The sequence below is a fragment of the Labilithrix sp. genome, assembly GCA_019637155.1.
Taxonomy (GTDB): Bacteria; Myxococcota_A; Polyangia; order Polyangiales; family Polyangiaceae; genus Labilithrix.
In genome coordinates, this window is record JAHBWE010000022.1 from 75602 (window position 1) to 96268 (window position 20667).

The following is a 20667-nucleotide window of genomic DNA, read 5'->3' on the forward strand; positions in this document are numbered from 1 at the left end:
CGGAGGCATGACCGCGGCGCCGCCGCTCCGGGGCGACTCGCTCCGCCCGCCGGTGCAGCAGCCGTCGCCGAACCACGGCTCCGACCCGAGCCTCCCGAGCGAGCTCCCGCCGCCCGACAACGTCGGCGCGCGCGAGACCGACCAACAGCTCGATCAGCGCTACGACGAGGGGATCCGCACCTCGCGCCCGCCGCCCGGGATGTACGCCGGCGCGGCGACCGGCTCGTTCCCGCCGCCGCCGCTGCCGCCGTCGATCCCACCTCCCGGCGCGCCGCGGGCACCCCCGCAGCCGGCGGGCGCCACCGCCGCCGCGCAGCAGAACGAGCGCGAGCTCACGCTCCGCAGCGTCACGCAGACGGTGCGCGTCGACATCCGCAAGCTCGATCACCTGATGAACATCGTCGGCGAGCTCGCGATCGTGCGCTCCGCGGTGTCGCGGCTCGCGGAGCGGGTGCGGGTCGACACCGAGATGCGGGAGCTCGCGACGCAGCTCACGCGCCTCCACCGCTCCTTCGATCGCCACCTCGCCCAGATGCAGAACGGCATCCTCGAGGTGCGCATGGTCCCGCTCGGGCAGGTCTTCGACAAGCTCGCGCGCATCGTGCGCCAGATTTCGCGCGAACACGACAAACAAGTGAATTTGGTTGTTACCGGTGGAGAGACGGAAATCGATAAATTGATCGTCGAGGAGCTCTCCGATCCGCTCATGCACATGATCCGCAACGCGATCGACCACGGGATCGAGGACCGCGAGGAGCGCATGCGCGTGCAGAAGCCCGCGGTGGGCACGATCGCGCTCAACGCGTTCCAGAAGGGCAACCACGTCGTCATCGAGGTCGAGGACGACGGGCGCGGGATGGACCCGCAGCAGATCCTCGGCGTGGCGATGAAGCGCGGGCTCGTCACCGAGCACGAGGCGAAGGACCTCGGGACGAAGGACATCCTCTCCTTCGTGTTCCAGCCGGGGTTCACGACGAGGGACGAGGCGACGAGCCTCTCCGGCCGCGGCGTCGGGATGGACATCGTCCGCACGAACATCGCGAAGCTCGGCGGCGTCGTCGACATCACGAGCGACGTCGGCATCGGCACGAAGATGACGATCACGCTGCCGATCACGCTCGCGATCATCAGCGTGCTCATCGTCGAGGTCGCGGGGCGCACCTTCTGCATGCCGCTCGCGAGCGTGGAGGAGGCGATCGTCTTCGACGAGGGGGTCGTGAAGACCTTCGAGGGGCGCGAGGTGATGACGCAGCGCGGGGTCACGCTCCCGGTCGCGCGGCTCGCGAAGGTGTTCCACCTCGAGGGCCATCGCGCCGGGATCTGGTTCAACGAGGACGCGAAGACGCCGAAGCCGCCCGCGGTGCGCTCGAACCGCAACAAGAGCTACTGCGTGATCGCCGCCGTCGCCGATCGCCGCGTCGGCTTCGTCGTCGATCGCCTCATCGGCCAGCAGGACATCGTCATCAAGGCGCTCGGCAAGTCGCTGAAGAAGGTGCGCGGCCTCGCGGGGGCGACCGAGCTCGGCGATCAGCGCGTCGGCCTCGTCCTCGACGCCGCCGCCCTCATCTCCGAGGTGCTCGCGACGCCGGGGCAAGAGGTGCGCGCGCTCGAGCCCCCCAAGCGCCGGGCGGTGGCGGAGGCATGAGGGCGCAGCTCGCGAAGCGGATCGAGGGGCGATCCGCGATGCAACGCGCCGACGAGATCGGCAAGCGCGCCGAGTACCTCGCGTTTTCGCTCGGCGGCGAGGCGTACGCGATCGAGATCGGCAACATCGTCGAGATCCTGAAGCCGCTCCCGATCACCGAGGTGCCGCGCGCGGATCCGGACGTCGTCGGCGTGATGAGCGTGCGCGGCCGGCTCGTCGTCGTGCTCGACCTCAAGCGCCGCTTCAAGCTCTCGCGCACCTTCACGATGGACAAGCGGAGCCGCATCCTCCTCGTCGACGCGGTCGACGAGGAGATCGGGCTCCTCGTCGACGAGGTGCTGCAGGTGTACCGCCTCTCCGAGACCGAGATCGAGCCCCCGACCGTGCTCGGCTCCGAGCAGGCGCCGCACGTGGTGGGGATCGGCCGCCCCGCGAACAGCGGCGGCGTGGTCCTCATGCTGATCGACCTCTCGCCGCTCTTCGATCAGGAGAGGTAGCCGATGGCGCGCTACCGGCACGATCCCTCGAAAGACCTCGTCGGCTTCCTCGTCGGCGACGTCATGTACGCGGTCCGCATCGACGTCGTCCGCGAGATCGTGAACCCGCTCGCGGTCGTGGACCTCCCCCGCGCGCCGGAGACGGTGAAGGGCGTCGCCGACTACCGCGGCGAGGTCGTGCCCGTCATCGATCTCCGCGAGCGCTTCGGGTTGCCTCCCGCGGCGCTCTCGCGGAAGACGAAGTGGATCGTCGTCGACGCGGCGGCGAAGCGCACCGGCCCCGCGATCGGTCAGGGCCCCGTCGCCGGCGCGCGCTACGCCGCGCTCGTCGTCGACTCCGTCACCGAGGTCTTCGGCCTCGCCGGCGGTGAGCTCCGGCCCGCGCCGCCGCTCGGTCCCGGCGACAGAGAGCGCGGGATCGAAGGCGTGACCACGCTCGGGCAGCGCCTCGTCTTCGTGCTCGACGCGCGCACGTTCGGCGCGGCGGCGGAGGTCGTGCACCTCGACGACAGCCTCCCGGTGGGCGGATGATCGCGAGCCGCGTCCGCGCGTTGCTCGAAGACCAGGAGCCCGAGGTCCGCCGTCGCGCGACGCAGGAGATCCCGTCGCTCCCCGCGCCCGAGTCGTGCGATCTCCTCCTCCTCGCGCTCGCGGACGAAGACTGGCGCGTGCGAAAGGAAGCGACCGCCGTAGCGCCGCGGATCGAGCCGCGGACCGCGGTCGTGTTCGCGGTCGCGCGCGCGCTCGGTGAGCGCGACAACGTCGGCCTCCGCAACGCCGCGGTCGAGGCGCTCGTGCAGATCGGACCCGACGCGGTGCCGGGCGCGGTCGACGCGTTGACCCGCCTCGACGCCGACGGCCGCAAGCTCGCGGTCGAGGTGCTCGCCGGCGCGCCCACCCTCGCCGGGATGAAGACGACCGCGAAGGCGGCGAAGGACGAGGACCCCAACGTCGTCGTCGCGTGCGCGGAGGCGCTCGGCAAGGCCGACCTCGCCGGCGACGAGGCGCGCGCGCTCGCGATCCAGACGCTCGAGACCCTGCTCGCGCGCGACGACGTCGCGGTCCGCGTCGCCGCCCTCGCGTCGCTCGGCGCGCTCGAAGCGGCGGTGCCGTGGAGCCGGCTCGAGCCGCTCCTCGGCGAGCCGCTCCTCCGCCGCAGCGCGCTCGCGGCGGCGGCCGGCGACGTGACGCCGCGCGCGCTCTTGGCGCTCGCCGGCGCGGTCGCGGACCCGCACACCACCGTCGCGCGCGACGCGCTCGTCTCGCTCGGGCGCTCGCTCGAAGAGGCGTGGGACGACGAGGCCGTCCTCGACGTCGCGGTGAAGACGCTCCGCGCGTCGCGGTCGGCGCACGAGCGCCTGCGCGCCGCGGCGCGCGAGACGGGCGACGCGGAGGCGCGCGGCGCGGCGATCCTCGCGCTCGGCCTCGTGCGCGATCCGGACGACGTCGCCGTCATCGCCGACGCGCTCGCGGACGACGAGATCGCCGACCGCGCGGAGGCGGCGCTCCAGCTCTTCGGGCAAGACGCGGCGCTCCCGCTCATCGCCGCGGGCAAGACCGCGGCGCCGTCGCTGCGCGGCGCGACGATCTCGATGCTGCCCGTCCTCGGATCGCAGGCGTCGGAGCCGCTCGCGGCGGTGCGAGAGGCGCTCGAAGATCCGTCGGCCGAGGTCGTCGCCCCCGCGCTGAAGAGCATCGCGATCGTCGGCGTCGCGGCGGACCTCCTCGCCGTCGCGCGGCACGTGCGGAGCGCGGACGCGCGCGTGGCCTCCGCCGCGCAAGGCGCGCTCCTCGCGATCGCGGGGCGCGAGCCCGACGCCGCGCGCGCGATGGTGCCGGAGGTGGACCCCCACGGCGACGACGCGCTCGCGGGCGCGATCGTGCTCGAGGCGCTCGGTCGCGTGCGCCTCACGGTCGGGAGCGATCTCGACTTCCTCGAGAGCGCGCTGACGCATCGCGAGGCCGCGACGCGGCGCGCGGCGATCGACGCGCTCGCCGCGATCGGCGCCGCGGTCGACGCGCCGGCGTCGCGCACCACCGCGTCGGGATCGCCGCTCTCGTCCGCGTCGCAGCTCCCCGACGCGCGCGGCCCGAAGACGGTCGCGGAGCAGTGGCGCGACGACGCCGCGCGCGCGGTGACGGTGGCGCTCGCGGACGAGGAGGCCGTCGTCGCGCTCGCGGCGATCCGCGCGCTGGGGCGGCTCGGTCGCTCCGAGCAGCTCGCCTCGCTCGCGGCGACGACGAAAGACCCGACCCGCCTCGCGATGGTGCTGCGCGCGCTGCGCGACGCCGATCCGGAGCGCGCCCTCGCCGCGGCGCGCCCGCTCCTGCGCTCGCCGGAGCCGTCGATCGCGGCCGGCGCGATCGCGGCGCTCGAGGGGCGAGTGGAGGCCCTGCTCGGCGCGACCGATCACCCCGACCACGAGGTCGTGAAGCTCGCGCTCGGCGCGATCGCGAAGATCGGCGACGAGCGCGCGCTCGCCGCGCTCGCGACCGCGATCGACCACCCCTCCGAGTCGGTCCGCAAGCACGCGGCGGAGCTCCTCGGCCAGACCGGCGCCGACGGCGAGGCGGTCCTCCGCGTCCGCCTCGATCGCGAGCGCAGCGCCGAGGTCCGCCGCGCGATCATGGAGGCGCTCGCGGTGCGTTCATGAGACCGCGTCGGTTCGGCGCGCGCACGGGCGAGACGCAGCTTCGGTCGGAGGAGTATCGGCTCCTGCGCGATCTGATCAGCGAGCGGCTCGGGCTGTTCTTCGGGCCGGAGCTGCGGTCGTCGCTCGAGCGGCGCCTGCGCGAGCGGCTCGGCGTGCGCGGCCTCGACTCGTTCGCGGACTACTACCAGCTCCTCGCGTACGGGGCGGCGGGGCACGAGGAGTGGGACGAGGCGGCGGAGCTGCTCACCACCCACGAGACCTACTTCTTCCGCGAGGACTACCAGCTCCGCGCGTTCCAGCAGGAGATCTTGCCGCTCCTCGCGAAGAAGGAGCGGAAGCGGATGCAGATCTGGAGCGCGGGCTGCTCGACCGGCGAGGAGGCCTACACGATCGCGATGCTGATCCTCGACTCCGGCCTCTTCGAGCCGCTCGCGGACTGGGAGATCCGGGTCCACGGCTCCGACCTGTCGAAGCGCTGCATCGCCGCCGCGCGGCGCGGGATCTACGGCGGCGCGTCGTTCCGCGCGACGGCGGACGTGGCGCGCGGGCGCTGGTTCGTCCCGTCGCTCGTGGAAGAGGGGAAAAGTGGCGTTTCCGCGTCGGTGCGCTCGCTCTGCCACTTCGCGCAGATGAACCTCCTCGACGACGAGCGCACGAACCTGGTCGGCAAGTGCGACGTCATCTTCTGCCGGAACGTCGTGCTCTACTTCGACGCCGCGGCGCGCAAACGCGTCATCGACATGTTCTACGAGCGGCTCGTCCCCGGCGGCGTGCTCTTGCTTGGACACGCGGAGTCACTGTTGAATGTCTCGACCGCGTTCGAGCTGCTACATCTGAAAGAAGACCTCGTGTACCGAAAGCCTCTCGCCTCGACCGCCAAGCCATGACGGCCCCCATCCGCCTCATGGTCGTGGACGACTCGGCCTACAACCGTCGCACGATCCAGGAGGTCTTCCAGAACCACCCCGAGGTCGAGATCGTCGGCAAGGCCGCCGACGGCGAAGAGGCGCTCCGCATGGCGACCATGCTGCGGCCCGACGTCATCACGCTCGACCTCGAGATGCCGCGCATGGACGGCTTCACGTTCCTGCGCATCCTGATGGCGAAGCAGGCGACGCCCGTGATCGTGGTCTCGTCGTACGCGCAGAAGGAGAACGTCTTCAAGGCACTCGAGCTCGGGGCGCTCGACTTCGTCGCGAAGCCCACCGCCCAGATCGCGCCCGACGCGGCCGACCTCAAGCAGCAGATCCTCGAGAAGGTCCTCGTCGTGCGGCAGCTCCGCGCGTCCTTCGCCGCGGGCGCCGCCGGCGCGAGCCCGATCTCGCGGCGGCCGCCGAGCATGGGCTTCGAGCGCGCGCATTCGCCCGACTCGATCGCGGCCCTCCGCGCGGCCGCGCCGTACGTCGCGCCGAAGTCGGTCGTCGCGATCGCGTCGTCGACCGGCGGTCCCTCCGCGCTCCTCGAGATCTTCGGGAAGATCCCGCGCAACACCACCGCCGGCTTCGTCGTCGCGCAGCACATGCCCGACAAGTTCACGCGCACCTTCGCCGAGCGCCTCGATCGCAAGGGCACCGTGCGCACGAGCGAGGGTCAGGACGGCGATCGCCTCGGCAAGAGCACCGGCTTCGTCTGCCCCGGCCGCCAGTGCATGGAAGTGCACCCGAACGGCGTCGAGCTGAAGATCACGATCGGCGCGCCGAAGCCGGAGGACAAGTACGTCCCGAGCGCGGACCGCCTCCTCAAGAGCGTCGCGGCCGCGGTCGGGCAGCGCGCGGTCGGCGTCATCTTGACGGGCATGGGCGACGACGGGGTCGAGGGCGCGCGCGCGATCCGCGACGCGGGCGGCATCGTGGTCGCGGAGGCGCAGGAGACCGCGGTCGTCTACGGGATGCCGGGCGCGGCGGTGCGCGCGGGCCTCCCGCAGAAGGTCCTCCCGCTGCCGCAGATCGCCGAGTACCTGGCGTCGTTGACGTGAGCCCGCGCGCGCCCTCTGCGCCCGCGGCAAGACGACGGTGTGGTGCTGGGGCGGCTGACGCGCTCAGCGGCCGCAGACCTCGGCGGCGTTGCACGCGCAGCCGCGGCCCTTGTGGCAGGTCTTCTTGCGGCTGATGCAGCTGTTGCCGCAGGCCTGCCCCGCGTCGCATATGGAGCAGCACTTCTCGGCCGGGATGCACGCGGGCTCCGCTTCACGCGGACCCGCGACGGCGAGAACGAGGGCTCCGATCGCGAGCGCGGCTTTGATCATCTCGCCAGCGTAACCTTTTTCGTCCCTCGTTCGTGACAGGGTCATGAGCAAAAAAATCACGGTGGTGGGCGGCGGGCCGGCGGGGCTCGCGGCGGCGACGTATTGCGCGCGGGCCGGGCACCGCGTCACGGTGCTGGAGCGGGCGCAGGAGGTGGGCGGGCGCGCGGCGTCGCGGACGCACGCCGGGTTCTCCTTCAACCAAGGGCTCCGCGCGCTGTACCGCGGCGGACCGGCGGAGTCGGTGCTGCGCGAGCTCGACGCGATGCCGGCCGGGACGCTCGCGCCGACGAACGACTCGTTCCTCTGGTCGAAGGGCGAGCTCACCGCGCTGCCGGTCGGGTTCGTCACCCTCGCGACGACGGGCGCGCTGCCGGCGCGCTCGAAGCTCACCGCCGCGCGCGTCTTGCTCGCGCTCGATCGCGCGCCGCTCGAGTCCTTCCCCGACGCGCCGCTCCGCTCCTGCATCGAGTCCCTCACCGACGACGTCGCGGTGCGGAGGCTCTTGCACGTCGTCTTCAGCATCGCGACGTACACGAAGAACCACGAGCTCGTGTCGGCGCGCCGCGCGATAGCGCAGCTCCGGCGCGCGGCACGGCGAGGGGTCCTCTACCTCGACGGCGGGTGGGGTCCGATGTGCACGGCGCTCCGTGAACGCGCCCTCGCGGCGGGGGTCACGGTCCGCACCGGCGCGACGGCGGCCGCCGTCCTCGGCGATCACGTCCGCCTCGAGGCGGGCGAGGCGATCCCGCACGACGCGTGCATCCTCGCGATCCCGCCGCGCGCCGCCGCCGCGCTCGGGATCGGCGGCGTGCGCGAGACGGAGCCGATCCTCGCGAGCTGCCTCGACGTCGCGGTGTCGAAGCTGCCGGAGCCGCGGCGGCGCTTCGTGGTCGGGCTCGACGTGCCGTTCTTCTTCAACGTGCAGTCGCTCGTCGCGAAGATGGCGCCGCCCGGCGGCGCGCTCCTCGGCATCATCGAGTACCTCGGCCCGGGCGAGCGCGGCGAGCGCGCGACGCTCGAGGCCATCCTCGACTCGCTGCAGTACGGCTGGCGCGATCACGTCGTGCACGCGCAGTTCCTGCCGCGAATGACGGTCGCGGCGGACCATCCGCGCGGCGGGGCGTCGGTGCGGACCGCGCTCGCGAACGTCTTCGGCGCCGGCGACGGATGGGGCGACGAGATGCTCTTCGACGGCGCGCTCGAAAGCGCGCGCGAGGCCGCTATGCTGGCGGCGACGGTGCGGAGCGCGACGAATGCTGGACGAGTCGAAGCTCGCGTCGCTTAGGTCGCACGTCCGCGGCGTGTGCTACCGGATGACCGGCAGCGTCGCCGACGCCGACGACCTCGCGCAGGAGACGCTCCTCCGCCTCGTCGAGAAGCCGCCGCCGCGCGAGGACGACCTGCGTCCGTGGGTCACGCGGGTGGCGGTGAACCTCGCGCGCGACGCCTACCGCCGCCGCCGCCACGCCGCGTACACGGGATCGTGGCTGCCCGAGCCGTGCCCGGACGAGGACGACGCGATCTCGTTCGCGTTCGAGCCCGCGAGCACGCACGCGCGCTACGACCTGATGGAGAGCGCGTCGATCGCGTTCCTCGTCGCGCTCGAGGCGCTGTCGGCGCGGCAGCGCGCGGTGCTCATCCTCCGCGACGTGCTCGACTACTCGGTCGAGGAGACCGCGCAGGCGCTCGGCACCAGCGCCGGCGCGGTGAAGGTGACGCATCACCGCGCGCGGCACGCGATGCGCGACTACGACGCGGCGCACGCGCGCGAGAACGCGCCGAGCGCCGCGCCGCGCGTCCGCGAGGTGATGGGCCGCTTCTTCACCGCCGTCGCGGCCGGCGACACGGCCGCGCTCGAGACGATGCTCGCCGCCGACGTGACGCTCGCGACCGACGCCGCCGGCGAGTTCACTGCCAACCTGAGAGAGCTCAGCGGCGCCGATCGCGTCGTCCGCTTCCTCTTCGGCGTGCTGCGCTTCCACCCCGCGATGAAGAGCTCGACCTTGATGCTGAACGGTCGCCCTGCGATCGTGTGGTCCTCGGCCGAGAGCAAGGGGCGCGTGCCTCCGCGCGGCACGTTCCACTTCGACGTCGGCGACGACGGCCGCATCCGCGCGATCCACGGCGTGGTCGCGACGGCGAAGCTCGCGGCGGTCCCATTGTCGCCATAGGGAGTGTGCTAGGCTCCATTCGTATGACGGAACGCGTGGACGCCGAGCTGAACGAGCTCCTCGAGCTGGGAGATCGCATCGTCGGCATGGCGAAGAAGGGCGGGGCGACGGTCGCCGAGTGCCTCTTGCGCTCGGGGGCGGAGCTCTCCGCGCGCGTGCGTCTCGGCAAGCCGGAGCTGGTGGAGGAGGCGGCGCATCGCTCCGCCGGCCTCCGCGTGATGAAGGGCAAGCAGGTCGCGACGACGTCGACGAGCGACCTCACCGAAGGCGGCATCCAGCGCTTCGTCAGCGACGCGCTCGAGCTCGTGGAGCTCGCGCAGGAGGACCCGTTCGCGGGCCCGGCCGACGAGCCGCCGATGGACCCGAAGGACGCGGTCGAGCTCGACCTCTTCGATCCGAAGGGCGGCGGCGTCGACGCCGCGCAGGCGATCGCGACCGCGAAGATCGGCGAGGCCGCCGCGCAGGCGTACGACAAGCGGATCTCGAACAGCGAGGGCGCCACCTTCAGCCGCACCGCCGGCGGCGCCGCGGTCGTGCTCTCGAGCGGCTTCCGCGCGGCGTACAAGGGCTCGTACCAGTCGCTCAGCGTCGTGCCGGTCGCGGAGGACGAGGGCGGCAAGAAGCGCCGCGGCTACCACTGGACCGCGAAGCGCTTCCTCGACGAGCTCGACGATCCGAAGTCGGTCGGCGAGGAGGCGGCCCGGCGCACGCTGCGCAAGCTCGGCGCGAAGTCGGTCGCGACCTGCGAGGTCCCGGTCGTGTTCGACCCCGACACCGCGCGCTCGATCCTCGGCATGCTCGCGGGCTGCATCATGGGCAGCTCGATCTGGCGGAAGTCGAGCTACCTCCTCGGCCGCGAGGGCACCCAGGTCGCGAGCGACCTCGTCACGATCGTCGACGATCCGCTCATCAAGCGCGCGCCGGGCTCGCGCCCCTACGACGGCGAGGGCCTCGCGAGCCGCAAGAACGTCGTCGTCGAAAAAGGTGTATTGCGCACCTATCTCTGCGACAGCTACTCCGCGCGCAAGCTCGGGCGGAAGAGCACCGGCAACGCGGCGCGCGGCGGCTCCGCGGGGGTGTCGTGCAGCACCACGAACTTCATCCTCCAGCCCGGCACCGACTCCAACGAGGCGATCGTGAAGGGCACGAAGAGCGGGCTCTACGTCACCGAGATGATGGGCTTCGGCTTCAACGCGGTGACGGGCGACTTCTCGCGCGGCGCGGCCGGCTTCTGGATCGAGAACGGCGAGCTCGCGTACCCCGTGAGCGAGGTCACGATCTCGCTCAACATCGACGAGCTCTACAAGCGCATCGACGCGCTCGGCTCCGACCTCGACCTCCGCACCGCCACCGCCGCGCCGACGATCCGCGTCGGCAAGATGACCGTCGCCGGCGCCGGCTAGCGAACCCAGGTGCAGGTCGTGCGTTCGCCTTCGGTCGTGGTGTCGGCGCACCAGAGGACGGAGAAGCGGGCGCCGTCCGTTCCGGGGAGCACGAAGGCGGTGTGGAGCGAGCCGCCGGTGAGATCGAGGTCGTAGGGTCTGCTGAGCCACGGCTCGAAGCCGGCGTCGGCGCCGCCGTCGGTCGTCGCGGGGCCGATCGCGAGCGTCGTCGGCGGCGGGATCGGCGGCGCGGTCACGTAGCCGAGCCCGTCGACGGAGACGGCCTCCGAGAGCGTGGCCGCGCGGCGCGGCTCGACGCGGTCGGCGAGCACGGTCGTCTTCGATGCGTTCGCGCGCACCGCGAGGAACCCGGCCGGCGCCTCGGTGCTGGTCCCGAGCGCGCCGTGGATGACGCGCACCCGGATCTTGTCGCTCTCGGTCGTGCGATCGTCGGTGAAGCCCGCGACCTCGAGCGCCGCGCCGCCGTCCCCCGGGCGCGAGAACAGCGCGACGGTGGAGAGCTTCCCCGGATCGAGCGTGATGCCGCCGCGCGCGATCGGGTTCGCGCACGAGGTGGAGCCGGCGGGGAGGATCGCGAGCGTGATCGGTCCCGCGGCCTGGAGCACGAGGTACTTGGTGACGGTGCCGTACGACACCGCGGGGACCACGCCGGCGCCCGCCTCCGCGTCGGCATCTGCGTCTGCGTCTGCGTCTGCATCTGCTTCTGCATCGGCGTCGGTGGGGGGGGCCGCGGCGGCATCGGCGGTGGGCTCGGCGTCGGGATCGGCCTCGGCGTCGGAGGCGTCGGCGGCGGCGGGCGGGGGGAGCCCGGGGCCGCCGAGGACGGGGCCGACGAAGGTGCCGGAGCTCGCGACCTGGTAGCAGAAGTCGATCGGGCCCGTCTCCGCCGCGAGGTGGGCGAAGCGCATCGTCGACGGCGTCGACGTGCTGCCGTCGTTGCTCGTCTGCGCGCCCGCGCGGATCGGCGGGAGCGGTCCCGCGTCGGGCTCGATCTCGATTTCGGTGCCTGGTGCGTCGTCGCTGCACGCAACGACGACGAGCGCACCCATCAAGAAGGCGGCGAATCCGAGCCGTACTGCCGAACGCAAGGGAAGTCCTGCCAGTCTAGCACCGGGGCAACGATGCTATAGATGCGCGCGTGAGCCCCGAAGACATCAAGGCGCTGCGGAAGGAGCTCTCGTGCACGGCGAAGGAGCTCGCGCACGTGCTCGAGATCGAGCAAGCCACCGTTTTGGCGTGGGAAAAGGGCGATCTTTTCCCGACGAAGGCGTTCGTCGACCGCATGGCGGCGCTCCGCAAGGCCGGTCCCTCCGCCATCCCGAAGAAGGCCAAGGGCGACGCGCCGATGAAGGTCCTCGCCGACCCCGCGCTGTGGGAGCTCATGCGAAAGCTCCTCGCCCACAAGAAGCTGCGCGACGACGTGATGAAGCTCGCGGCGAGCTACGACGATCCGAAGGACGAGTAGTCACTCGTCGTCATCGTCGTCGTCGTCGTCGTCGTCATCGTCGTCATCGTCGTCGTCGTCGTCGTCGTCGTCGTCATCGTCGTCGTCATCGTCATCGTCATCGTCATCGTCATCATCGTCCTCGTCGTCGCCGTCCTCGTCGACGTCGTCGCCATCCTCGTCGATGTCGGCGTCGCTCTCCTCCTCCGGCATGTCGGGGCGGCGCGATACGGCGGTCGGATCCTCGTCGGTCTTGAGGTCCTCGTCGCCTTCGTACTCGCCGCCGCCTTCTTCGGGATCGACGAGCGTGCGGTACTGCGGGCGGTTCGGGTCCTGGGCGATCGGCCGCTCGGCGGGGGCCTCGCCCAGCTCCTCTTCGTACTTCTCGCGCGACTCCTCGGTGAGCTCGGTGAACTCGCGCAGGGTAGGGAGGTCCTTCAGCGAGTTGAGGCCGAAGAACTCGAGGAACGCCTGCGTCGTGCCGTAGAGGATCGGGCGGCCGACCTCGTCGCGCTTGCCGAGGATGCGGACGAGGTCGCGCTCGAGCAGCAGCTTGAGCACGGGGCCGCTGTCGACGCCGCGGACGTCGTCGATCTCGGGCCGCGTGATCGGCTGCCGGTACGCGATGATCGCGAGCGTCTCGACCTGCGCGCGGGTGAGGCGCACCGGGCGCTGCTTCGTGAGGTCGCGGATGAACGGCGCGTAGTCCGCGTTGGTGCGGAACACCCATCCGCCGCCGACCTCTTCGAGGCGAATGCCGCGCGGCGCGTATTCCTTCTGGAGCTCCGCGAGCACGTCCTCGATGTTCTTCGGCGACGCCGACGCGAGCTTCGCGAGCTCCTTCGACTTGATCGGCGTGTCGCTCGCGAACACGAGCGCCTCGATGAGCCCGCGGAGGTGCTTGCGCTGATCGCCGATGACGCGATCGACGTCCGCGAGCTCCACCGCGTCGACGTTGATCGTCGGCGCGTCGAGGTCGTCGCGCCCGGGAAAATCGAGGAGATCGCCGGCGACGTTCACCGTCGTCTCCACGTCGAGCTCCTCGAGCGACGCGCCCGCCTCTCCCGGTCCGCCCGCCTCTCCCGGTCCGCCCGCCTCGCCCAGCCCGCCCAGCTCGGGCTGCTTCGCCCTCACGTTCGCGACGAGGTCCTCGAGCGTGCGCATCGAGCCGCGCTTCTCCTGCGCGCCCGTCGAGCCGCGCTTCTCCTGCGCGCCCGTCGCGGGCTCCTCGGCGGGGAACGAAGGCGGCTCCTCGGCGGGGAACGAAGGCGGCTCCTCGGCGCGGAACACCGGCGGCTCCTCGATGGGCTCCTCGGCGGGGAACGAAGGCGGCTCCTCGGCGGGCATGGGCGCGGGGGGCGGCGCGGGCTTCTTGCGCGAGCGCGTCTTCGCGGTCACTGCGGCGGTCACCGTCGCGGCGATGGCAGAGAGGTCCTCGTGCGTCTGGTCGTGCTCGAGGCTCGGCGCCGGCTCCGGCGCCGCGACGACCTCCGTCTCGCCGTTGGCAGGGGCGCGCGCGGGCTTCTTCCGCTTGCTCACGGGTCACCCTCGTCGTCGAGCGACGGCACGTCCTGCGAAGGCGGCGGCTCGTCGTCGGTCGTCATGTCGCGATCGTCGAACGGCGAATCCTCGTCGTCGAGCGCGCTCACGTCGGTGGACGACAGGAGCTCGTCGAGCTGCCCCGATCGGTCGGACGGCGGCGGCTCGTCCGGCGACGTGAGCGGGCCCGTCTCCGCCGGACGCGAGGGCGTGTCGCGCGGGAGGCCCTCGAGCGCCGGCTCCGGCTCTGGCTCGGCCCGCGCCTCGACGCCGTTGAGCGCCGCGAGCCCCGCGTCGATGTCGGGCGGCGGATCGGCGTCGACCGGCGGCGCGACGAGCGGCGTGTCGGGCGCGCTCTCCTCCTCCGCGTTCTCCTCGTTCTCCTCCAGCGTCTCGTCGGCGGCGACCTGCGCGCTGAACTCGACCCAGATCTGCGCGTCGAAGCTCTCCTGGAAGAGGCGCGTCATCCGGAGGCGCGTCATCTCGAGGAGCGCGAGGAACGTGATGACGAGATCGAACTTCGTCGTCTGCCCCTCGAAGAGATCCTCGAAGGCGACCCGCTTCTTCACGCGCAGGATGTCGACGAGCTCGTTGATCCGATCCGCGAGCGTGACGCGCTCGTGCACGATGTCGTGCGTGAGGTGGACCTTGCTCTTCTCGAGGACGTTCTGGAACGCCTCCACGAGCGAGAACAGCGGCACCTGCGCGAGCGGCGGCAGGCCGGTGTGGATCGCCTCTTCGATCGGCGTGCCGCGGAGGAACACGTCGCGACCCGCGACGCCGCGCGACTGCAGCTCTTCGCCCGCCTGCTTGTACTTCTGGTACTCGAGGAGGCGGCGGATGAGCGCCTCGCGCGGGTCCTCTTCCTCCCCCGCGACGTCGTCCTCCTGGCCCGGCGGCGGCGCGGGCAGCAGCATCTTCGACTTGATGTGCGCGAGCGTCGCCGCCATCACGAGGTACTCGCTCGCGACGTCGAGCTCGATGAGCTGCATGACGGCGAGGTACTCGAGGTACTTCTCCGTCACGAACGCGATCGGGATGTCGAGGACGTCGAGCTCGTGCTTCTGGCAGAGGTGCAAGAGGAGGTCGAGCGGCCCCTCGAAGGTCGGCAGGGTCACGGTGTACCCGCCGGCCGGACGCTCGCCTATCTGCACCGCCGACACGATAAACGACCTCTATGCGTCCAACGCCGCGACTTCAATAGGCAGACGTCCCGGACGTCCCTCGTCCCGTCGTGCATCATCGCGGCCTACGTCGTCGCGCCGTTGAAGAGCTTGGCGTCCGCGCCGCGGACGTAGAAGCCGCAGAACGCGAACGTCCGAACCGGAGGCGCATTTGGGCGATCCTCGGCGTAGTATGTCTGTCGGTGCAAGAGGCAACGGCCGAGGCGATGAAGGTCTGCGCTTCGTGCGGGGGGCGCTTCCCCGCCGACGCGCTCTTCTGCCCGACCGACGGGACCCCGCTCCAGAGCGCGGCGGCGGCCGAGCGCGAGGCGGCCGATCCGTACCTCGGGCAGGAGATCTCCGGCCACATCGAGATCCGTCAGCTCGTCGGCGTCGGCGCGATGGGCCGGGTGTACCGCGCCTTCCAGCGCGGCATCGACCGTGACGTCGCGGTGAAGATCCTCCACCGCGAGCTGTCGGCCAACGCCCAGCTCGTCTCGCGGTTCACGCGCGAGGCCAAGGTCGCGTCGCGCCTCACGCACCCGAACGTCGTCTCCGTCCTCCTCGCGGGTCAGCTCCCCGACCGCGCGCTCTACATGGTGATGGAGTACCTCGACGGGCTCTCCCTCCAGAGCGCCCTCGCCGCGGCGGGCGGCGCGCTCCCGCTCCCGCGCGCGCTCCACATCGCGCTCCAGCTCTGCGAGGCGGCGGGAGAGGCGCACGCGCAGGGCATCGTCCATCGCGACCTCAAGCCCGAGAACGTGATGCTCGTGCGTCGCGGCGCCGACCACGACTTCGTGAAGGTGCTCGACTTCGGCATCGCGCGCATCAACTGGGGCGAGCAGTCGGTCGCGACCGCGGCGGGCCTCATCTTCGGGACCGCCCGCTACATCTCGCCGGAGGGCGCGCAGGGCCTCGCGGTGACGCCGGCGAGCGACGTCTACTCGATCGCGACGCTCCTCTACCAGATGCTCTCCGGCCGCACGCCCTTCGACGGCGATCAGGCGGTCGGCCTCCTCGTGCAGCAGATCCACGATCCCGCGCCGTCGCTCCGCTCGCTCGCGCGCGCGACCTACGTCCCGCAGCCGATCGCCGACGTCGTGATGGCCGCGCTCGCGAAGGACCCCGCGAAGCGCGAGCCCGACGCGCGATCGCTCGGGCAAGCGATCTTCGACGCCGCGAAGCTCGCGGGCCTCTCCCCCGACGAGCTCGCGCGCCCGCACCTCAAGCGCTCCCCCTCCGCGATCAAGATGGCGCCGCTCGAGCGCACGCAGGCGGAGGCCGCGCCCAACCCCGAGATCGTGAAGCCGGCCGCGAACGGCAAGCCCACCGCTGCGACGGTGAAGTGGGAGCCGCCCTCGGAGTTCCAGGCGCGCTTGCAGGAGGCCACCTCCGCGCGCAGCGGCTCCGTCCCCGACGCGAGCGGCTCGCACCCGCGCCTCGCCCCGACCGCGTCGGTCGACGACACCCTCGACGACGACGACAAGAGCCCGTCCGTCCCTTCGTTTCCGAAGACGATGCCGGGCGACACGCCGATCCGCACGCAATACGAGACGCCGGCCCCGGACCCGACCGGACCGCAGGCGCGCGCGCCGTCGAGCCCGGAGATCCCGACGCCGCCGCCCAGCGCGCCACGTCTCGCCGTGGCCGCGGCCGAGGCGGTGAAGGAGGTACCGCGATCGCGGTGGCTCGTCGTGCTCGCGTGCTTCGCGCTCGGGGCGGCGATCGCGCTCGGCTACGCCTACAAGACGGGTCGCCTCGGCGGGGACGCGGAGGAGGAGACGTACGTCGCGCGCGCGACGGAGGCGATGTTCAAGAACCACTTCACCGAGCCGGCGGGCGAGAACGTGAAGGAGATCACCGACGAGGGGCTCCGCCGCTGGCCGAACGACAAGCGGTTCCTCGACATCCGCCAGCGCGCGGCGGGCGCGCTCACGACGCAGGCGGTCACGCAGCGCTCCGCCGGCGACGTCCTCGAAGGCCTGCGCCTCGCGCGCCTCGCGCACGAGCTCGATCCGACCGACGCGTCGGCGAAGCGCCTCGTCGAGCAGTACGAGTCCGAGCTCGCCACGTTCAGCCCGAGCGCGGCGCCCACCCTCACGCCGCCGCCGTCGGCGCACCCCGGGACCCTGCCGCCGGCGCCGGGTGGATCCGTGCAAGCTGCACGTATCGACTACAAGGCCCTCGTCGACGTGTCGGTCGCGTCGCCGAAGGTCGGGCAGACCGTCGACCTCACCGCCCGGATCGCGCCGAACAAAGGCGAATTCGTCGATCCCGGGTTTACCGTCAGCGGCCCCGGCGTCCCCGGCGGCGTCCGCCTCCCCGCCGCGCCGACCGCGCCCGGCGTCTTCAAGACGAGCTACGTGTTCACGGAGGGAGGGAAGTTCGACGTCGCGTTCTCGACCGCGGTCGACGGCAAGCCGGTCCACGCGAAGCGCATCGTCTCGACCGCCGGCGCCGCGCCGCCGAGCCCCGCCCCCGGACCTGCGCCCGCGCCCGGTCCCGCGCCGGCGCCTGCGCCTGCGCCTGCCCCGGCCGGGAGCGTGAAATGGATGTGATGCGCCGCGCCGGGTTGGTGCTCGCGTGCTGCCTCTCCTCGGGGATCGCGTCCGCGGCCCCCGCGACCGGGGACATGCCGCAGCCGGGGCCGGGCGACGGGACGCCGACCCCGAACCGCCCGTTCTCGGGCACGCCCTCGACCGTGCCGCCGCCGACGTCGCCGCGCGCGCTCGATCACATCATCGATCGCCCGCACACGATCGCCGAGCTCGAGGCCGGCGTCATCGCGCTCCCGAACGCGCCGATCTCGCCGGGCCAGCGCGGCGGCGACACGCCGATCGTCGGCCGCATCGGCCGCGGCGACGCCACGCTCCAGACGGGCATCCACATCCTCTACCGCTTCCATCGCGACTTCATCCTCGGCGCCGGCGCCATCTTCGCGCCGAGCCCGACGTCGGATCAGCAATACGGCGGCCTCTCGTCGCTCTCGCGGACGCACTCGCGATCGTACCTCTTCCTCGGGGTCGAGGGCCGCTACGTCCCGCTCCACTACAAGTCGTTCGAGGCGTGGGTCGGCCTCTCCGGCGGCGGCGTCATCGTCGCGGACACGTTCTCGACGAAGGCGCCGAAGGTGCCGCCGATCCTCGGCACGCCCGACGTCACGATCCGCACCGAGGGCTTCGCGCTCGGCGTGCAGGCCGGCGGCACGTACTACCTGAGCGAGAACTGGCTCGCGGGCGCGAACGTGCGCGGCTACCACTGGATCTTGCCCGAGGAGCCGCAGTGCTCGCCGATCGGCGACTGCGCGACGCTGGGCGGCTCGGTGCAGGTCTTCGAGATCGGCCTCACGATCGGGTATCGCCTGCCGCTCTGATCAGGGGGGCAGCAGCGTGTAGAGGTGCTCCGCCTTCGCGCCGTCACACACGATCTCGAGCTTCATCATGAGCGGCTCCTTCGCTTCGAAGGGCGGAAACTCCGAGGCCCACGTCCACGCGACGTCGCCCTGGAAGTTGGCTCGCTTCGGGCCGAGGCCCGGCGCGTCGTCGATCGTCCCCTCGATCGAGGAAAGCCCTACGTCGCACTCGGCGCCGGGCTTCGTCTTGATCGTGAGCCGCTGCTCCGTTCCGCTGTGCGCCGGATCGTTCGCGACGGCGACGTCCCAGATCGCCGGTCTCGGTGCGGGCGCCGACGCGACGGGCGCCGTCGGCGGTGGCGGCGGCGGTGGTGGTGTCTTCCGCCAGACCTCGCGCGCGGCGGCGGTCGCGATCAAGAGCGCGACGAGCGCGTAGACGACGTGCTGCGGCGACACCTTCGCGCGGGCGGGCTTCTTTTTCCTGGGGCGAGAGGTCACGTCGGGCTCGCGTGGACGGCGAGGGCGAGGACGGAGGTGATGCGATCGAGCACGAGCGCGATCACGGCGAGGAGCCCGAGCGCGCGGAGCGGCGCGAGCAGCGCGTGCACCTGCGAGGGCGAGGCGGCGCGGGCGACGAGCGCGAACGCGATCTCGAGGACGACCGCGGCGGCGAGGAGGGGCGCGCCGACCGCGATCGCGATCCCGATCCCGGCCACGATCGCCTGCGCGGCGTCGAGGAGAGGATGCGCGCCGAAGCTCGCGGTCGTGAGCGCGGTCGCGACGCGCGCGGGCCCGCCGGTCGAGAGGAACACGATGCTCGCGAGGAGCGAGAGCAGGATCGCGATCGGCGTCGTCTTGCCGCCCTCCACCACCGCGAGGCCGGCGCCATCCTGCGCGCCGCGGAGCGAATCGACGAGCCCGCCCGCCATCGTCGCCGCCCACAGCGGGATCGCGGCCGCGAGCGCGACGGGGAGACCGAGGAGGATCTGCTCGAGCGCGAGGACGACCCACGGCTCGGACCGCAGCTCCGCGATCGGCGCGATCGCAGGGTAGATCCCGGCCGCGAGGGCGACGCCGAGGATCCCGCGCGCGGGCACCGGCAGCGCCTTGAGGCCGAACGCGGGCACGATCGCCAGCGTCGGCGCGAAGCGTGCCCACGCGAGCCCCAGCGCCTCGAGGTCGACGAGAAGAGCCACCGTGGGGCGCAGATTGACACGGCCCGTTCGTCATGGGAATCGGCGCGGATGCCGCTCGATCTCTCGCTCGTCGGACACAACGGATCGCCCCACGTCCTCGACTACACGTGGAAGGACACCGCGCTCTACGCCCTCGGCATCGGCGCGAAGAAGGACGAGCTCGACTACCTCTACGAGGGCCGCGGCCCGAAGGTGATCCCGAGCTTCGCGGTGGTGCCGATGTTCGCGGCGATGCTCGAGCGCGTCGTGAAGACGGGCGGCGACCTCGCGATGGTCGTGCACGGCAGCGAGCGCGCGCGCGTTCATGCGCCGTTCCCGCCTTCGGGGAGAGCGCTCGCGACGTCGAAGATCGACGGCATCTACGACATGCGAAAGTTCGCGATCGTGATGATCGACACGACGATCCAGGTGAACGACGAGCTCGTCGCCGAGACGCGCACGCAGATCATCATCCGCAACGCGGGCGGCTTCGGCGGCACGACCCCGCCGAAGGAGGAGAAGGCGGCGGAGATCCCGAAGGACCGCGCGGAGCCCGACTTCCGGGTCGAAGAGAAGACGACGCCCGAGCAGGCGCTCCTCTATCGCCTCTCCGGCGATCTCAACCCGCTCCACGCCGATCCCGAGTTCGCGGCGAAGGTCGGCTTCGAGCAGGGCCCGATCCTCCACGGCCTCTGCACCTACGGGCACATGGTCCGTCACGTCACGAAGGGCGCGCTCGGCGGCGACGCCTCGAAGCTCACGGGCTTCGGCTGCACGTTCCGCAAGCCGGTGTGGCCGGGCGACACGCTCGTGACCGAGGGCTGGAAGCTCGACGGCGGCCGCATCGCGCTGCAGGTGAAGGTGAAGGAGCGCGACGAAGCGGTGTGCACCGCGGCCTACGCGCTCAGTGCGTGATCGCGTTGACGCACGCGCCGAGGAGCGAGATGCCGATCACGATCGCGGCGATGCCGAGGCGGATCCAGAAGAAGGTGCTCCAGCCGCCGCCCCACCCGCGGTTGACGTACGCGTTGCCGGCGCCGAAGGGCTGCGCGCCCCCGAAGCCCTGCACGGGGTAGGGCTGGCCATACGGGTTCGGCCCTCCGTACGGGTTGGGCGGCTGTCCGTACGGGTTCGGCGCGCCGTAGGGTTGACCGTACGCCTGCGGCTGCGGCGCGCCGTAAGCGCCGGGCGGCGGGGCTCCGTAGCCGGTCGGTGCGCCGTAGGCTTGGGCTTGCATCGGCGGTGCTTGCGGGGCGAGGGCTTGCCCGCAGAAGCGGCACTGCATCGCCTGCGGGTTGGTGTTGAGGCCGCCACAGGTCCCGCAGGTCGGAGCGCCGCCGTTCATCGTTCGAGAGCGTATCGCTCGCGTGGGTCTATCG

The 20667-nt window shown here is 72.0% G+C and carries 20 protein-coding genes; 13 read left to right on the forward strand and 7 right to left on the reverse strand.

From position 1 onward, the window contains the following. Positions 1-7 precede the first annotated feature (7 nt). The 6 genes from KF837_37325 to cheB are packed head-to-tail and all read left to right on the forward strand — an operon-like array spanning position 8 to position 6771. On the forward strand, positions 8-1645 hold the full coding sequence (locus KF837_37325) for a chemotaxis protein CheA (protein ID MBX3233045.1): 1638 nt from the start codon (positions 8-10) through the stop codon (positions 1643-1645). Next, complete coding sequence (locus KF837_37330; protein MBX3233046.1) at positions 1642-2142, forward strand: purine-binding chemotaxis protein CheW; 501 nt, start codon at positions 1642-1644, stop codon at positions 2140-2142. The genes KF837_37325 and KF837_37330 overlap by 4 nt, the downstream gene beginning before the upstream one ends. Positions 2143-2145: 3 nt before the next feature. Further along, a complete protein-coding gene (locus KF837_37335) occupies positions 2146-2673 on the forward strand; it encodes a purine-binding chemotaxis protein CheW (protein MBX3233047.1) in 528 nt (175 codons plus the stop codon). Continuing rightward, positions 2670-4796, forward strand: coding sequence for a HEAT repeat domain-containing protein (locus KF837_37340; protein ID MBX3233048.1), 2127 nt, complete (start codon positions 2670-2672; stop codon positions 4794-4796). The genes KF837_37335 and KF837_37340 overlap by 4 nt, the downstream gene beginning before the upstream one ends. Continuing rightward, positions 4793-5683, forward strand: a complete 891-nt coding sequence (locus tag KF837_37345) for a protein-glutamate O-methyltransferase CheR (protein ID MBX3233049.1) — start codon at positions 4793-4795, stop codon at positions 5681-5683. The genes KF837_37340 and KF837_37345 overlap by 4 nt, the downstream gene beginning before the upstream one ends. Next, entirely contained in the window at positions 5680-6771 is a 1092-nt protein-coding gene (gene cheB / locus KF837_37350; protein MBX3233050.1) for a chemotaxis-specific protein-glutamate methyltransferase CheB, read from the forward strand. Before KF837_37345 ends, cheB begins: the two co-directional genes overlap by 4 nt. Positions 6772-6834: 63 nt before the next feature. Here cheB and KF837_37355 read toward each other — a convergent pair whose 3' ends face one another. Beyond that, the gene (locus tag KF837_37355; GenBank protein ID MBX3233051.1) at positions 6835-7041 is read right to left on the reverse strand and encodes a hypothetical protein; all 207 of its coding nucleotides are present in this window, start codon (positions 7039-7041) and stop codon (positions 6835-6837) included. A gap of 43 nt (positions 7042-7084) precedes the next feature. Here KF837_37355 and KF837_37360 point away from each other — a divergent pair, with 43 nt between their 5' ends. Genes KF837_37360 through KF837_37370 form a run of 3 tightly spaced genes read left to right on the forward strand, consistent with a single transcriptional unit; the run spans position 7085 to position 10615 of the window. Further along, positions 7085-8326, forward strand: coding sequence for an FAD-dependent oxidoreductase (locus tag KF837_37360; GenBank protein ID MBX3233052.1), 1242 nt, complete (start codon positions 7085-7087; stop codon positions 8324-8326). Beyond that, a complete protein-coding gene (locus KF837_37365) occupies positions 8295-9212 on the forward strand; it encodes a sigma-70 family RNA polymerase sigma factor (GenBank protein MBX3233053.1) in 918 nt (305 codons plus the stop codon). Before KF837_37360 ends, KF837_37365 begins: the two co-directional genes overlap by 32 nt. Positions 9213-9235: 23 nt before the next feature. After that, the gene (locus KF837_37370) at positions 9236-10615 is read left to right on the forward strand and encodes a TldD/PmbA family protein (GenBank protein MBX3233054.1); all 1380 of its coding nucleotides are present in this window, start codon (positions 9236-9238) and stop codon (positions 10613-10615) included. Here KF837_37370 and KF837_37375 read toward each other — a convergent pair. Next, positions 10612-11664: a DUF4397 domain-containing protein gene (locus KF837_37375; GenBank protein MBX3233055.1), complete on the reverse strand. Its 1053-nt coding sequence runs from the start codon at positions 11662-11664 to the stop codon at positions 10612-10614. The two genes, KF837_37370 and KF837_37375, sit on opposite strands and share 4 nt — an antisense overlap. Before the next feature lie 89 nt (positions 11665-11753). On the opposite strand from KF837_37375, the gene KF837_37380 reads away from it, so the two are divergent. After that, positions 11754-12080 carry an XRE family transcriptional regulator gene (locus tag KF837_37380; GenBank protein ID MBX3233056.1) on the forward strand — a complete coding sequence of 109 codons (327 nt, stop codon included), beginning with the start codon at positions 11754-11756 and terminating at the stop codon, positions 12078-12080. Here the strand turns inward: KF837_37380 and scpB are convergent, their stop codons facing one another. Further along, a complete protein-coding gene (gene scpB / locus KF837_37385) occupies positions 12081-13223 on the reverse strand; it encodes an SMC-Scp complex subunit ScpB (protein MBX3233057.1) in 1143 nt (380 codons plus the stop codon). It abuts the gene before it with no gap. 371 nt (positions 13224-13594) lie between these two features. Further along, on the reverse strand, positions 13595-14752 hold the full coding sequence (locus KF837_37390; protein MBX3233058.1) for a segregation/condensation protein A: 1158 nt from the start codon (positions 14750-14752) through the stop codon (positions 13595-13597). A gap of 212 nt (positions 14753-14964) precedes the next feature. Here KF837_37390 and KF837_37395 point away from each other — a divergent pair, with 212 nt between their 5' ends. Beyond that, positions 14965-17319: a protein kinase gene (locus KF837_37395; protein ID MBX3233059.1), complete on the forward strand. Its 2355-nt coding sequence runs from the start codon at positions 14965-14967 to the stop codon at positions 17317-17319. Further along, positions 17310-18134, forward strand: coding sequence for a hypothetical protein (locus KF837_37400; protein ID MBX3233060.1), 825 nt, complete (start codon positions 17310-17312; stop codon positions 18132-18134). Before KF837_37395 ends, KF837_37400 begins: the two co-directional genes overlap by 10 nt. On the opposite strand, the gene KF837_37405 is transcribed toward KF837_37400, so the two are convergent. Next, entirely contained in the window at positions 18135-18611 is a 477-nt protein-coding gene (locus KF837_37405; protein MBX3233061.1) for a hypothetical protein, read from the reverse strand. It abuts the gene before it with no gap. Beyond that, a complete protein-coding gene (locus tag KF837_37410; GenBank protein MBX3233062.1) occupies positions 18608-19309 on the reverse strand; it encodes a flagellar biosynthetic protein FliR in 702 nt (233 codons plus the stop codon). The genes KF837_37405 and KF837_37410 overlap by 4 nt, the downstream gene beginning before the upstream one ends. Before the next feature lie 48 nt (positions 19310-19357). Here KF837_37410 and KF837_37415 point away from each other — a divergent pair, with 48 nt between their 5' ends. Beyond that, positions 19358-20203 (forward strand): MaoC family dehydratase N-terminal domain-containing protein, encoded by an 846-nt coding sequence (locus KF837_37415; protein ID MBX3233063.1) that lies wholly within the window; start codon positions 19358-19360, stop codon positions 20201-20203. On the opposite strand, the gene KF837_37420 is transcribed toward KF837_37415, so the two are convergent. Next, a complete protein-coding gene (locus tag KF837_37420; GenBank protein MBX3233064.1) occupies positions 20193-20633 on the reverse strand; it encodes a hypothetical protein in 441 nt (146 codons plus the stop codon). The genes KF837_37415 and KF837_37420 overlap by 11 nt on opposite strands. Positions 20634-20667 lie beyond the last annotated feature (34 nt).